Source organism: Polaromonas sp. P1_F2, assembly GCF_056405735.1.
Window position 1 is genome coordinate 66,361 of sequence record NZ_JBFUBN010000009.1, and the last position, 13,172, is coordinate 79,532.

At 65.4% G+C, this 13,172-nt stretch carries 9 protein-coding genes; 7 read left to right on the forward strand and 2 right to left on the reverse strand.

Annotated features, from left to right (window positions below; all coding sequences use genetic code 11):
- Positions 1–7 precede the first annotated feature (7 nt).
- Both AC1D0O_RS17715 and AC1D0O_RS17720 read left to right on the forward strand, forming a co-directional pair.
- Positions 8–3,241 carry an efflux RND transporter permease subunit gene (locus AC1D0O_RS17715; protein ID WP_477654814.1) on the forward strand — a complete coding sequence of 1,078 codons (3,234 nt, stop codon included), beginning with the start codon at positions 8–10 and terminating at the stop codon, positions 3,239–3,241.
- A gap of 28 nt (positions 3,242–3,269) precedes the next feature.
- Positions 3,270–4,670, forward strand: a complete 1,401-nt coding sequence (locus AC1D0O_RS17720) for an efflux transporter outer membrane subunit (protein WP_477654815.1) — start codon at positions 3,270–3,272, stop codon at positions 4,668–4,670.
- A gap of 112 nt (positions 4,671–4,782) precedes the next feature.
- Here AC1D0O_RS17720 and AC1D0O_RS17725 read toward each other — a convergent pair whose 3' ends face one another.
- Positions 4,783–5,238, reverse strand: coding sequence for a hypothetical protein (locus AC1D0O_RS17725; RefSeq protein WP_477654816.1), 456 nt, complete (start codon positions 5,236–5,238; stop codon positions 4,783–4,785).
- Between the two features lie 279 nt (positions 5,239–5,517).
- Between AC1D0O_RS17725 and AC1D0O_RS17730 the strand changes: the two genes are divergently transcribed.
- The 4 genes from AC1D0O_RS17730 to AC1D0O_RS17745 all read left to right on the forward strand — a co-directional run bounded on the left by AC1D0O_RS17730 (position 5,518) and on the right by AC1D0O_RS17745 (position 9,262).
- On the forward strand, positions 5,518–5,931 hold the full coding sequence (locus tag AC1D0O_RS17730) for a hypothetical protein (RefSeq protein ID WP_477654817.1): 414 nt from the start codon (positions 5,518–5,520) through the stop codon (positions 5,929–5,931).
- A gap of 127 nt (positions 5,932–6,058) precedes the next feature.
- Positions 6,059–7,333, forward strand: coding sequence for a methyltransferase (locus tag AC1D0O_RS17735; RefSeq protein WP_477654818.1), 1,275 nt, complete (start codon positions 6,059–6,061; stop codon positions 7,331–7,333).
- A gap of 24 nt (positions 7,334–7,357) precedes the next feature.
- A complete protein-coding gene (locus AC1D0O_RS17740; RefSeq protein ID WP_477654819.1) occupies positions 7,358–8,374 on the forward strand; it encodes a tRNA dihydrouridine synthase in 1,017 nt (338 codons plus the stop codon).
- 33 nt (positions 8,375–8,407) lie between these two features.
- Positions 8,408–9,262, forward strand: coding sequence for a PA4780 family RIO1-like protein kinase (locus AC1D0O_RS17745; RefSeq protein ID WP_477654820.1), 855 nt, complete (start codon positions 8,408–8,410; stop codon positions 9,260–9,262).
- Here the strand turns inward: AC1D0O_RS17745 and AC1D0O_RS17750 are convergent.
- Positions 9,259–10,458, reverse strand: coding sequence for a multidrug effflux MFS transporter (locus AC1D0O_RS17750; RefSeq protein ID WP_477654821.1), 1,200 nt, complete (start codon positions 10,456–10,458; stop codon positions 9,259–9,261). The genes AC1D0O_RS17745 and AC1D0O_RS17750 overlap by 4 nt on opposite strands.
- A 283-nt stretch (positions 10,459–10,741) precedes the next feature.
- Between AC1D0O_RS17750 and AC1D0O_RS17755 the strand changes: the two genes are divergently transcribed.
- Positions 10,742–13,165, forward strand: a complete 2,424-nt coding sequence (locus AC1D0O_RS17755) for a cellulase family glycosylhydrolase (RefSeq protein ID WP_477654822.1) — start codon at positions 10,742–10,744, stop codon at positions 13,163–13,165.
- The last annotated feature ends 7 nt before the right edge of the window (positions 13,166–13,172 follow it).

The following is a 13,172-nucleotide window of genomic DNA, read 5'->3' on the forward strand; positions in this document are numbered from 1 at the left end:
AATCGCCATGAATCTATCCAAGTTTTTTATTGACCGGCCCATCTTTGCCGGCGTGCTGTCGCTGCTGATGTTCATCGCCGGACTGATCGCGCTGCGCTCGCTGCCGATCGCCGAGTACCCCGACGTCGTGCCGCCCACCGTGGTGGTGCGCGCCAACTATCCGGGCGCCAACCCCAAGGTGATCGCCGAAACCGTGGCCACGCCGCTCGAGGAAGCCATCAACGGCGTCGACGGCATGCTCTACATGAGCAGCCAGGCCACCACCGACGGCCTGATGACGCTCAATGTGACCTTCAAGCTGGGCACCGACCCCGACAAGGCGCAGCAACTCGTGCAGAACCGCGTCTCCCAAGCCGAGCCGCGCCTGCCCGAGGAAGTGCGCCGCCTGGGCATCACCACCATCAAGAGCTCACCCGACCTCACCATGGTGGTGCACTTGCTCTCGCCCAACGACCGCTACGACATGACCTACCTGCGCAACTACGCGGTGCTCAACGTCAAGGACCGCCTGGCGCGCATCAACGGCGTGGGCCAGGTGCAGCTCTTCGGTTCGGGCGACTACTCGATGCGCGTCTGGCTGGACCCGCAGAAGGTTGCTGAACGCGGCTTGTCCGCCGGCGACGTGGTGCGCGCCATCCGCGAGCAGAACATCCAGGCCGCCGCCGGCGTGGTGGGCGCTTCGCCCGGCCTGCCCGGCGTCGACATGCAACTGTCCATCAACGCCCAGGGCCGCCTGCAGAGCGAGGAAGAGTTCGGCGACATCATCGTCAAGACCGACAGGGGCGGCGCCGTGACGCGCCTGCGCGACATCTCGCGCCTGGAGCTGGGCGCGTCGGACTACGCGCTGCGTTCGCTGCTGGACAACAAGCAGGCCGTGGCCGTGCCGGTGTTCGCCGCGCCGGGCTCCAACGCCATCCAGATTTCGGATGACGTGCAGGCCGTGATGAAAGAGCTCAAGAAGAGCATGCCCGAAGGCGTGGACTACGAGATCGTCTACGACACCACGCAGTTCGTGCGCTCGTCCATCGAGGCCGTGGTGCACACGCTGCTCGAGGCCGTGGCCCTGGTGGTGCTGGTCGTGATCATCTTCCTGCAGACCTGGCGCGCTTCGGTCATCCCGCTGCTGGCCGTGCCCATTTCCGTCATCGGCACTTTCGCGGTGATGCACCTCTTCGGCTTTTCGATCAACGCGCTCAGCTTGTTCGGGCTGGTGCTGGCCATCGGTATCGTGGTCGACGACGCCATCGTGGTGGTGGAGAACGTCGAGCGCAACATCGAGGCGGGCCTGAGTCCGCGCGACGCTACCTACCGCGCCATGCGCGAGGTGTCCGGGCCCATCATCGCGATTGCCCTGGTGCTGATCGCCGTGTTCGTGCCGCTGGCCTTCATCACCGGTTTGTCGGGCCAGTTCTACAAGCAGTTCGCGCTGACCATCGCCATCTCGACCGTGATTTCGGCGATCAACTCGCTGACGCTGTCGCCCGCGCTGGCCGCCTTGTTGCTCAAGGGCCACGATGCGCCCAAGGACGCGCTGACCCGCGGCATGGACAAAATCTTCGGCCGCTTCTTCGGCGCCTTCAACAAGGCGTTCAGCCGTGGCTCCGAGAACTACAGCCGCGGCGTCAAGGGCGCGATCTCGCGCAAGGCCGTGATGCTGGGCGTCTACCTGGTGCTGGTGCTGGCCACCACCGGCCTGTTCAAGGCCGTGCCCAGCGGCTTCGTGCCCGGCCAGGACAAGCAGTACCTGATCGGCTTTGCGCAGCTGCCGGACGGCGCCACGCTGGACCGCACCGAAGACGTGATCCGCAAGATCAGCGACATCGCCATGAAGCAACCCGGCGTGGAACACGCGATTGCCTTCCCGGGCCTGTCGATCAATGGTTTCACCAACAGCTCCAACTCGGGCATCGTGTTTCTCTCGCTCAAGCCCTTCGATCAGCGCAGGAGCGCGGACCTGAGCGCGGGTGCCATCGCCGGCCAGCTGAACGGAAAATTCGGCGGCATCCAGGAAGCCTTCATCGCGATGTTCCCGCCGCCGCCCGTGCAGGGCCTGGGCACCACCGGCGGCTTCAAGCTGCAGCTGGAAGACCGCGGCTCGCTCGGTTATGCCGCGCTGGACAAGGCCACCAAGGATTTCATGGGCAAGGCTTACCAGACGCCTGAACTGGCGGGGATGTTCTCGAGCTTCCAGGTCAACGTGCCGCAGCTGTATGCCGACATTGACCGCACCAAGGCGCGCCAGCTCGGCGTGCCGGTGACAGACGTGTTCGACACCATGCAGATCTACCTGGGCAGCCTGTACGCCAATGACTTCAACAAGTTCGGCCGCACCTACTCCGTGCGGGTCCAGGCCGACGCGCCTTATCGCGCCCGCGCCGAGGATGTCGGCCTGCTCAAGGTGCGCTCGGCCACCGGCGAGATGGTGCCGCTGTCGGCGCTGATGAAGGTCACGCCCAGCTTCGGCCCGGAACGCGCCATGCGCTACAACGGCTTCCTGTCGGCTGACATCAACGGCGGCGCCGCCCCCGGCTATTCGTCAGGCCAGGCGCAGGACGCGGTCGCCCGCATCGCGGCAGAGACCCTGCCGCCCGGCATCAGCTACGAGTGGACCGACCTGACCTACCAGGAAATCATCGCCGGCAATTCGGCCATGTGGGTGTTCCCGCTGGCGCTGCTGCTGGTTTTCCTGGTGCTGGCCGCGCAGTATGAAAGCCTGACCCTGCCGATCGCCATCGTGCTGATCGTGCCCATGGGCCTCTTGGCCGCCATGCTGGGCGTGAAACTCACCGGCGGCGACAACAACATCTTCACGCAGATCGGATTGATCGTGCTGGTGGGGCTGTCGGCGAAGAACGCCATCCTGATCGTGGAGTTTGCGCGCGAACTCGAGTTTGCCGGGCGCACGCCTTTGCAGGCTGCGATCGAAGCCAGCCGCCTGCGCTTGCGCCCCATCCTGATGACCTCGCTGGCCTTCATCATGGGCGTGCTGCCCCTGGTGCTGTCGACCGGCGCCGGCGCCGAAATGCGCCATGCCATGGGTGTCGCGGTGTTCTCGGGAATGATTGGCGTGACGGCTTTCGGCCTGTTCCTCACGCCGGTGTTCTATGTCACCCTGCGCCGCCTCACGGGCAACCGCCCGCTCAAGCTGCACGGCGAAGTGCCGCACATCGAGGCCTTCGCGGGCAGCGGCGGTGCGGGAACGCATGCGCAGCCGGCGGCACCCGTCAAGCTTCACGAATAACAACAAGCATCACGTCAAGGAGTTCATCATGAACCACACATCGTCAAAACTGCGCACCGCGCTGCTGCCTCTGCTGGCTGCCCTGGTGCTGGCCGGCTGCGCCACCAGCGCGTCGGTTGACCCCGCCAGCATTCCCGCCGCACCCGCGGCCTATAAAGAGAATGCCGCCACGGCAAGCACCGCCACGGCCCCGCAATCGCAGGGCGCCTGGTGGAAGGTATTTTCCGACCCGGTGCTCGACCAGCTGGTCGAGCGGGCGGCCGCCAACAACAACAGCGTCAAGGTGGCCGCGGGCCGGCTGGCCCAGGCCAGGGCGATCCTGCGCAATACCGATGCCGACCGCCTGCCGCAAGTGGGCTTAAGCGGCGGCGCAGTGCGCCAGAGCAACATCACGACCAACCGCGTGGCGCAGACCACGGTCACGGCCGCAGCCAATTTTTCGTATGAAGTCGACCTGATCGGCAAGCTCTCGCTGAACTCGGATGCCGCATCGCTCGACGCCCAGTCGCGCGAAGCCCTGCTGCGCAGCACCCAGCTGCTGGTGCAGGCCGACGTGGCGCAGGCCTACCTCAACCTGCGCGCGCTGGACACCGAGCGCACGCTGGTGCGCGACACCCTGAAGGCGTACGGCAACACGCTGCGCCTGACGGAAGTGCGCTTCCGTGAGGGCGACGTGGCCGAACTCGACGTCGCCCGCGTGCGCGCCGAGGTTGCCTCGACCGAATCCGACGCGCTGGCGCTGGACCAGCGCCGTGCCGCTCTGGAACATGCGCTGGCCGTGCTGGTCGGTGAAGTGGCTTCGAATTTTGCGGTCGCGCCTGCCGAGTGGTCGACCGCCTTGCCCGTCATCCCGGCCGGCGTGCCCAGCACGGTGCTGGAACGCCGCCCCGACGTCTCGGCCGCGCAGAGCAGCATGCAGGCCGCGCAGGCCCGTGTGGGTGTGGCCAAGGCCGCCTGGTTCCCGACCTTCTCGCTGACGGCCAACGGCGGTTATGCCGCGCCCGAGATCAAGGACCTGTTCAAGGTCTCGAGCCAGGCCTGGGGTGTGGGCGCGCTGCTGTCGCTGCCGATTTTTGACGGCGGCCGCCGCCAGGCTGGCGTGCAGAACGCGAATGCCGAACTCGACATCGCGCTGGCCAACTACCGCGAGCAGATTCTCGTCGCCTTCAAGGACGTGGAAGACCAGCTCTCGGCCCTGCGCCTGCTGGCCGAACAGTCTGAAGCGCAGTCGCGCTCGGTAGCCTCGGCCACGCGCGCAACGGTGCTGTCGGATTCACGCTACCGCAACGGCTTTGTCAGCCAGCTCGAGCTGCTGGACGCCCAGCGCAGCGAACTGCGCAACCGCCGCCAGGCTTTGCAGGTGAAGACCGCGCAGTACCTGGCCACGGTGGGTTTGATACGGGCTTTGGGTGGCGGCTGGACGGGCTGAACACCCCTATCGGCACTCACTTCGTGTAGTGCCTTTTCCCCTTGCAGGGGACGGGCGCTTGCGGCCTGGCTAAGCCAGTTCCGCGCCCCCGCTGGGGAAGAGGGCGCTCTTATTACGCCTTGCGCATTTTGTGAGGAACGAATTCCGCACGGGGTACGGCATTGATGTTGGGCAGGTTCATGCCGAAGCCGGGAGGCAGGTCGTAGCAGCCGTCCAGGAAGATCCCTCCCACACGCAGCGCTTGCGCGACCAGGTCTTTGATCTCGTCGATGCGGAGAAAAAAGCCCGCGGAGACTTTCATGAAAGAGTAATGGAAGTCGTCTTCCGTCCGGACCAGGGCAAAATCGCCGTTCTGGATCAGCACATAGCTGAAGGCCCAGTCCATGTGGCCGGCAAGGCTGGCTTCCAGGAAGTAGATGTCCCGGGCCTCTTCCACCATCCACCACCGGCGGCTCAGGTCAAACCAGTCCCGTGTCGGGTGAATAAAGCCGCTCAGCTGGTTCGTGAGCCTTGGCGTGAAGACCGCGTCAAAAGTCTGCTGGTCAATCGGTTTGATTTCAAATGGCATGGTTTTTTGATACGCCTGACAGCGGCGTATTCCCTCCAGAAGCCGCACCTTAGGAGCTTTGACGGCAGCCATTCACGCTGAATGTCCGCTCGCGGAACATTGAAGGTGGATTTCTGAAAATAGGAGCGAATGTTGTGAGGTGTTGCGAAGGTCGGCTGAAACCTGGGCATCCCGATGGCTGCAACACGACCGGCCGGCGGGTCGGCGTTAGGTACGGCATGCGCTGCCTCAGTTGCAACTTCGATACGATGCATGCTTTCCCTCCAATGCCGGACGCGTATGAACAAACCAGATCACGGGGTGCCCAACCTGAACATGCAAGGACCGGGGGCTGCTTTGCGGCCTGGCCGCCAGCGCTCTCACGAAAAGAACGGAATTCCCATGTTTCTGCGTTTGGCAACAAGTGTCGCGCTGGCGATCTCTCTTTGCGCCTGTGGACCGTTCGACACCATGCGGGAAGGTTTTGCGCACTCGGAGGCGGTATCCAAGGAGCTGGAAAAATCATTGGGGCTGAAATCGCTCGTCGGTTTCAACTGGAACAACGGCTCGCTGACATCCGTCAACGTAAGGTTTGAGGGTATTCCCGCCAATGTGACGCTTGCCGAGATTTCGGCGAAGTCAAAGCAGGCGGTCATTGCGGAATTCAAGCAAACCCCCGAGCAGATCGTGATTGCCTTTGCGTTTCAGCCTTGAGCTTCTACGGGCGTTTCGGCGAAAAACGGTGATTTCCAGCTTTGGCAGGCCGTTTTAGGGGCATTCAGCCCAAACACGAGGCCGCATCTGTTAAAACACTTGGCTCCCTTTGCTGTGTTTGTCCCCGATGCCTGTTTCACCTGCTTCCCCTGCCGTTCCCGCCTCTTCATCTTCCGCGCCCGCGCTCATTCACTGGACGGAAGGCGGCGAAGCCCGTTCCGCGCGCTGGCGTTCCGAGCGCGGCGCCGCGCCGCCCAAGCGTGTGGTCATCGCCGACGACAGCCTGAGCGCCGACGCCGCCTATCGCCTGGCCTGCGAGGGCACGGGCCTGCTGTGGCGCGGCGACTTCCAGAATGCCCGCATGCTGGTGCAAGCCCTGGCGCGACGTGTCGACAAACCGGCCAAACCCAAGCGCGACAAGCGCGTCAAGGCGCAAAAGGCTGGAGATACCGGGGAGGCCGCGCAGGCCACCGCCCCGGTCGAAGCGCCAGCGCCGGTATTCCCCGAAGCTTTCCACCTGCACCGCCAGGCACAGGCGCAGCGCGCCCGTGTGCTGTCCATGGTGCTCATCCCATTTGATGCGGACTACAGCATTCCGTTGCGCCGCGCGCCGGATGCCAAGAAGGCCTGCGCTGAAGCCTGGGGCCCCGCGAAGGAGGCTAACGGGTCCTCGGTCGCTTCCTTGCGTGAACTCATGGGCTTCATCAGCGCGCACGAGTGGCGCCGCAAAGGCGTGCCGATTCCCGCTTTGGGCGAGGACGGGCCGCACAACCGCATCCATCCGCATTACGGCGTGTTCTCGCCGGTGCGCGGTGAATACATAGACCTGGTGGCCCAGGCACCCGTGCCTGAAGGCACGGCCGACCTGCTGGGCTTCGACATCGGCACCGGTACCGGCGTGCTGGCCGCCGTGCTGGCCCTGCGCAGCGGCGTTCAGCGTGTCATTGCGACCGACCAGGATCAGCGCGCGCTGGCTTGCGCGCGCGACAACCTCAAGCGCCTGGGTTTTCCGCAGATTGAGGTGCGCGAGGCCAACCTGTTTCCCGAAGGCCGCGCCCACATCATTGTCTGCAACCCGCCCTGGCTGCCCGCGCGCCCCGGCTCGCCGGTCGAGCACGCGGTGTATGACGAAGACAGCCGCATGCTGCTGGGTTTCCTCAACGGCCTGGCCGCGCACCTCGAGCCCAAGGGCGAAGGCTGGCTGATCCTGTCGGATTTTGCCGAGCACCTGGGCTTGCGCACGCGCGCTTGGCTGCTGGCCGCCATCGATGCCGCGGGGCTCAAGGTCATAGACCGCCTCGACGCGCAGCCGCAGCATCCCAAAGCCTCGGACGCCGGCGACGCGCTGCATGCGGCGCGCGCGGCCGAGGTGACCTCGTTGTGGCGATTGGGCGCCAAGTAGCCTTTGGATGCGATGGAAGGCGCGATGAAAGCTGAAGCACACGCCACCGTCCTGCTGGCCCCCATGGAAGGGCTGCTGGACTTTGTGCTGCGCGACATCCTCACGCGGGTCGGCGGCATAGACCGCTGTGTCTCCGAGTTCATCCGCATCACCGACCAGCTGCTGCCCGAGCGCGTGTTCTATCGCATCGTGCCTGAGCTGCACCACGGCGGCCGCACCTTGGCCGGCGTGCCGGTGCGCGCGCAACTGCTGGGCTCCGACCCCAACTGCATGGCAGACAACGCCGCGCGGCTCGCGGGCCTGGGGCCGGACGGCATAGACCTCAACTTTGGCTGCCCGGCCGCGGTCGTCAATCGCCATGGCGGTGGGGCCTCGCTTCTCAGGGAGCCTGAAACGCTGACGGCTGTGGTCGGCGCCGTGCGCCGCGCGGTGCCGGCTTCCATGCCCGTGTCGGCCAAAATGCGGCTGGGTTATGACGACGATTCGCGGGCCGTCGAATGCGCGCTTGCGATCGAGGCGGGCGGCGCCGGTGAACTGGTGGTGCACGGCCGCACCAAGGCCCAGGCCTACAGGCCGCCGGCTTACTGGGAGCGCATTGCCGACATACGCGCGGCGGTGAAGATACCGGTCGTGGCCAACGGCGAGATCTGGACGGTGGAGGACGCGCGGCGCTGCCGCGAACTCTCAGGCTGCGACACCTTGATGATTGGCCGCGGCGCGGTGCGCGACCCGGGCCTGGGCCTGGCGATCAAGGCCGACAGGCGAGGCGCGCAGGCGGATGTCAGCTGGCCCGCCTTGCTGCCGCTGATTGAAGATTTCTGGCGCATCGTGTGTTCGCGGATTGACGCGCGCGCGCGGGCCGGGCGGCTCAAGCAATGGCTGAATTTTTTGCGGCGGCGTTTCCCCGAGGCGGAAGCGGCCTACCAGGCGATCAAGACGGTCAACGACCCGGTGCTGGTCGAGGCCTGGCTGGTGCAGGCGCTGCAGGACTGCGTGCTTGAACCAGCCGCCGTGCGCCGGCCTTTGCCAGAAGTGGCTTGAATTTTTCGAAAACCACTCGCTGAAAAGGCCTTCATGAAAACACCCCAGAGATTGCAGTCCCTGCTCGAAGAGGGTCTGATCGACAGCGTCGTGCGCCAGCTCATGAGCGGCAAGGAAGCCATGGTCTACGTGGTGCGCTGCGGCGACGACACGCGCTGCGCCAAGGTCTACAAGGATGCGACCGAGCGCAGCTTCCGCCAGGCGGTGGATTACACCGAAAACCGAAAGGTCAAGAACACGCGCCAGGCGCGCGCCATGGCCAAGGGCACGCGTTTCGGCCGGCAGGCGACCGAGGCGGCCTGGCAAAGCGCCGAGGTCGATGCGCTCTACCGTCTGGCCGCGGCCGGTGTGCGCGTGCCCAAACCGCACAACTTTTGCGACGGTGTGTTGCTGATGGAACTGGTGACGGACGAGCACGGCGATGCCGCCCCGCGTTTGAACGACGTCGAATTCACGGCCGAGGACGCGCGCCTGCACCACGCGACCCTGCTCACGGAGGTGGTGCGCATGCTGTGCGCCGGTGTGGTGCACGGTGATCTGTCGGAATTCAACATCCTGCTGGGTGTGACCGACGGCCGGCCCGGCCCGGTGATCATCGACCTGCCGCAGGCGGTGGACGCCGCCGGCAACAACCACGCGGGCCGCATGCTGCTGCGCGACGTGGCCAACCTGCGCGGCTTTTTCGGCCGCTTCGCGCCCGAGTTGCTGCAGACGGATTTCGGCAGCGAGATCTGGGACCTGTACCAGCGCGGCGTACTGCAGCCTGAGACGGCGTTGACAGGCCACTTCGCGCACAAGACCGGCCCGGTCAACCTGGGCGCGGTGATGGGCGAGATTGACGACGCGCGCGCCGAGGAAGCGGCCCGTCGTTTGCGCATGCAGGCTTAACAAACAGGAACTGCAGCGCGCACACCGCCCAGCGTACCGCGCGACATCGCATACGCCAGCAAGGCGCAGCCGGCAATGCCGGCCACCATGGGCAGGGCGGTTCCGTCGGCAAACACGCCGACCGTCGCCATCACCACCGCACCGGTCACGAACTGCAGTGTGCCCATCAGGGCCGAGGCTGTGCCGGCGATCGCGCCGTGCTCTTCGAGCGCGAGCACGGCGGTGGTAGGCACCACCAGGCCCAGAAAGCCGTAGCCCAGCAGCAGCAGGGCGATCATCACGTCCAGGCGTTCGATGCCGGCCAGGTTCACGACCAGCAGCAGCGCCATCACGGCGGCATAGCCGGTGACCGCCACCTTCACGATGGGCACCAGGCCGAAGCGCGCGGCCAGCTTGCCGGTGAACTGCGAGGCGCCGATAAAGGAGGCCGCATTGACCGCGAATGCGATGCTGTACTGGCGCGGCGTGAGGCCGTAGTGGTCTATCAGCACAAAGGAGGAGTTGGCCAGGTAGGCGAAGAAGCTCGATATGCCGAAGGCCCCAATGAAGACCAAGCCCATGAAGTGGCGGTCGCGCAGCAGCACGCCGTAGGCCTTGATCGCGCTGCCGAAGCTGCTGTCCACGCGCTGCTCGGGCGGGCGTGTCTCGGGCAGGGTGAAACCCACCAGCAGCAGCCCTGCGGCGGCGGCTACCGTGACGGCCCAGAACACACTGCGCCATCCGAAGGTCTCAATCAAAATGCTGCCGGCCAGCGGCGCCAGGATGGGCGAAACGCTGAAGACCAGCATCAGCAGCGACATCAGCCGCGCCGCGTCATGGCCGGTGTGCAGGTCGCGCACGATGGCGCGCGGCACCACCATGCCGGCACAGGCGCCCAGGCCCTGGATGAAACGCAGCACCACCAGCGTATGGATGTCAGGGGCCAGCGCGCAGCCTATGCTGCCCGCGGCGAACAGCAGCAGGCCGAAGTAGAGCGGCGCCTTGCGGCCCACCATGTCGGACACCGGGCCGTAAACAATCTGGCCTATGCCCAGCGAAATGAAGAAGGCCATCAGGCTGGCCTGCACCGCGCCCATGGACGCGCCCAGGCTTTGCCCGATGGAAGGCAGGGCGGGCAGGTACATGTCGATGGCGAAAGGGCCGATGGCGGACAGCAAACCCAGCACCAGGGCTGCCCGGAAGAAACTTTTGGTCATGAATGGAAAAGGATCAGGCCGTTCGTGCTATTGACAGCGGGCTCTTGGCCCCTGCACGAAATCGGTGTTGTGAAAGCTGCCAGGGTAGGGCCATGGCGGCAAAAAATACCTGGCGCTATTGTCACCGACCTCGCGTTCTCTCGCTCGCACGGTCCAAACCTGTCAGCCTTGACAGGGGCCAAATGTAAGCACGATGCTGTGTTGCTTCAAACTGTAATGAAGCGGAAATACCGGGCTTAACCTGAGTCTTTCAAAGACATACCGCAACAGGAGAAGCCTTCCGATGCAAAGACGCGAATTTTCCAAAACCGCTTTGGCAGCCGGCGCCCTGGCGGCCCTTCCCTTCGGCGTGAGCCGGCAGGCGCAAGCCGCCGTCGCGCGCGCCGCGGCCGGTATGCCCGCCATGGGCACCAATCTCTCGGGCATGGAATGGGCCAAGCCCGGCCTGCGGGCCAACACGAGTTCGGCTCCCAACCTGCACTTCACCGTGCCGCGCAAGGCCGACGTGGCCTACCTGGCCGCCTGCGGTTTCATGAAGAACCGGCTGCCCATCCAGTGGGAGCTGCTGCAGCCCATGCTGCACGACACGGTGGCCAATGCGGCCGCGAAAGCGGCCATCGGCAACCCGGGCGCCTTCCATGCGGGCTATGAGGCTTTCATCACCGGCGTGCTCGATGCCCATGCCGCCGCCGGCACGCGCTGCATCATCGACAACCACAACTACGGCCGCTACCAGGATTTCCGCTTCCAGCCAGACGGCTCGGTGATAGGCCTGACCGTGCCGCCAGGCGGTGTGCTCAGACCCTACACCACCGATGCGGTGCAAATCCAGTCGCGGATTTTTTCATTGGCGCCGGGCGCGACGCTCAAGATCGCGCACTTCACCGATTTCTGGACTCGCGCGGCGACCAAGTGGAAGAACCACCCGGGCTTCGGCGGTTACGGCCTTATGAACGAGCCGCACGACATGCCCAAGCCGGGCGGCGTCATCGCATCGAATGAAGAAGCCGTGAAGGGCGGCGAAGACCTGACGATCTGGCCCACGTTCGCGCAGGCGGCCATCCAGGCCATACGCGCGGTTGACACTGTCAACCCCATCTATGTGGCGGGGAACCAGTACGACTCAGCCATGGCCTTGGCGACCAAGAACCCCGGCTTTCCGCTGTCGGGGAGCAACCTGATTTATGAAGTGCACGTGTACCTGGACGCCTTCAGCAACGGAGCTTTTTTTGACTACGACACCGAGGTTGCCAAGAACTACAGCGCCGGTTTCGGCAGCGGCCCCATCAAGGTTTCCACTGGCGCGGACAGGCTCAAGCTCGCGGTCGACTGGGCCGCGGCCAAAGGTGTGAAGCTGGCGCTCACCGAGGTTGGCATGCCGATTGACGACCCGCGCTGGGAGGCGATGTTCGCGCAGACGGCGGTCTATGCCGCGCAGTCGGGTTGCGAGGTCTACACCTGGATGGGCGGCAACCACTGGCCGATCCGCAACTACGCCATCAACCATGTGCCCGGCTGGCACCAGAACAAGACGCTGGAGTCGTCGGTTTCGAGCGTGCTCAAGGCTGCGGCCGGCATTGTGCAGGCAAGCCTGTTCGATGACGGGCCTGGTTATGCGCCGGCGGGAACCCCGATCACGATCACCGTCTACGCGCGCGGCAACCTGGCCCAGCCGGTGGTGCTCACGGTGGCGTCCAACAAGGGCGGCACACTGAGCAAATCGCGCCTGACCATTCCGGCGGGTGCCAATGGGCAGGACAGCTTCACTTACACGCCCGCCGCCAACCAGATCGCGACCCTGAGCTACACCAGCGACGGGCAGCTGTCGGGCCAGGTGCCGCCGCCGCGCAAGGTGTTTTCGCTGACGGACCCGGCAGGCTATGCCGCAACAAGCCTGCCCGACGCAGCGCTGGCCATCGTCGCCAAGTACGGCGCCTGCAAATGGGAACTGGCCGACGGCTACACCGACTACCTGCTGGGCGCGCCGGCCGCGGCGGGCCAGGTGGTGCGCGCCGTGTCGGATTCAGGTTATGGATCCAGCCCGGGCAATGCCTTGGAGATGATCAACTGGATGAACAAGGACAGCGGCGCGGCGGGGCCGATGTCGGTGCCCGTGATGCGCGTGACCAACGGCAAAAAGAATTCCGACCACAGCGTGCCCGAGTCTTTCGGATTCTGGTGCAAAAAATCCAGCCGCATGGCCGGCGTGCAACCCAACCCGCGCAACCGCGTGCCCTACAACCTGGAAGACGCGCATTTCGCCATCGCCGCCCTCAGCGTTCCGGCGGCCACCAACACCGGTGTGGTATTCCAGGCCTCCAAGACGGAAGACCCGCAGACCTCGGAGCTGGGTTTTCTGAACGGCCAGCCGCGCGCCCGGTGGATTGACTCGAAAGGCCAGACAGTGCAGTTGCTGGCGCCGGCCAGGCTCGCCGTCAACACACCGGCGGTGCTGGCGCTGGCGTCGGTAGCCGGCGCGCAAAAACTGCGCCTCAATTCGGCCGAGGTCGGCAGCAGCGCCGCGACCTTCGCGCCCAGCGCCTTCACCCAGATGCTGATGGGCTGCGGCTACATCAGCTATTACCCACGTGAGGGTTTCCGGGGAAACCTGTACGCGGTCATCGCGGGCAAGGGCGCGCCCACCGTGGCCGAGCTGGCCGTGCTGGAGCAATACCTGGCCAGCACGGCAGGCTTGGCGCTCAGGTGAGCGCCGG

Bases quoted from the DNA above. Each gene is read 5' to 3' on its own strand.
- AC1D0O_RS17715 (WP_477654814.1), top strand. From the start codon at position 8: ATGAATCTATCCAAGTTTTTTATTGACCGGCCCATCTTTGCCGGCGTG.
- AC1D0O_RS17720 (WP_477654815.1), top strand. From the start codon at position 3,270: ATGAACCACACATCGTCAAAACTGCGCACCGCGCTGCTGCCTCTGCTG.
- AC1D0O_RS17725 (WP_477654816.1), bottom strand. From the start codon at position 5,238: ATGCCATTTGAAATCAAACCGATTGACCAGCAGACTTTTGACGCGGTC.
- AC1D0O_RS17730 (WP_477654817.1), top strand. From the start codon at position 5,518: ATGAACAAACCAGATCACGGGGTGCCCAACCTGAACATGCAAGGACCG.
- AC1D0O_RS17735 (WP_477654818.1), top strand. From the start codon at position 6,059: ATGCCTGTTTCACCTGCTTCCCCTGCCGTTCCCGCCTCTTCATCTTCC.
- AC1D0O_RS17740 (WP_477654819.1), top strand. From the start codon at position 7,358: ATGAAAGCTGAAGCACACGCCACCGTCCTGCTGGCCCCCATGGAAGGG.
- AC1D0O_RS17745 (WP_477654820.1), top strand. From the start codon at position 8,408: ATGAAAACACCCCAGAGATTGCAGTCCCTGCTCGAAGAGGGTCTGATC.
- AC1D0O_RS17750 (WP_477654821.1), bottom strand. From the start codon at position 10,458: ATGACCAAAAGTTTCTTCCGGGCAGCCCTGGTGCTGGGTTTGCTGTCC.
- AC1D0O_RS17755 (WP_477654822.1), top strand. From the start codon at position 10,742: ATGCAAAGACGCGAATTTTCCAAAACCGCTTTGGCAGCCGGCGCCCTG.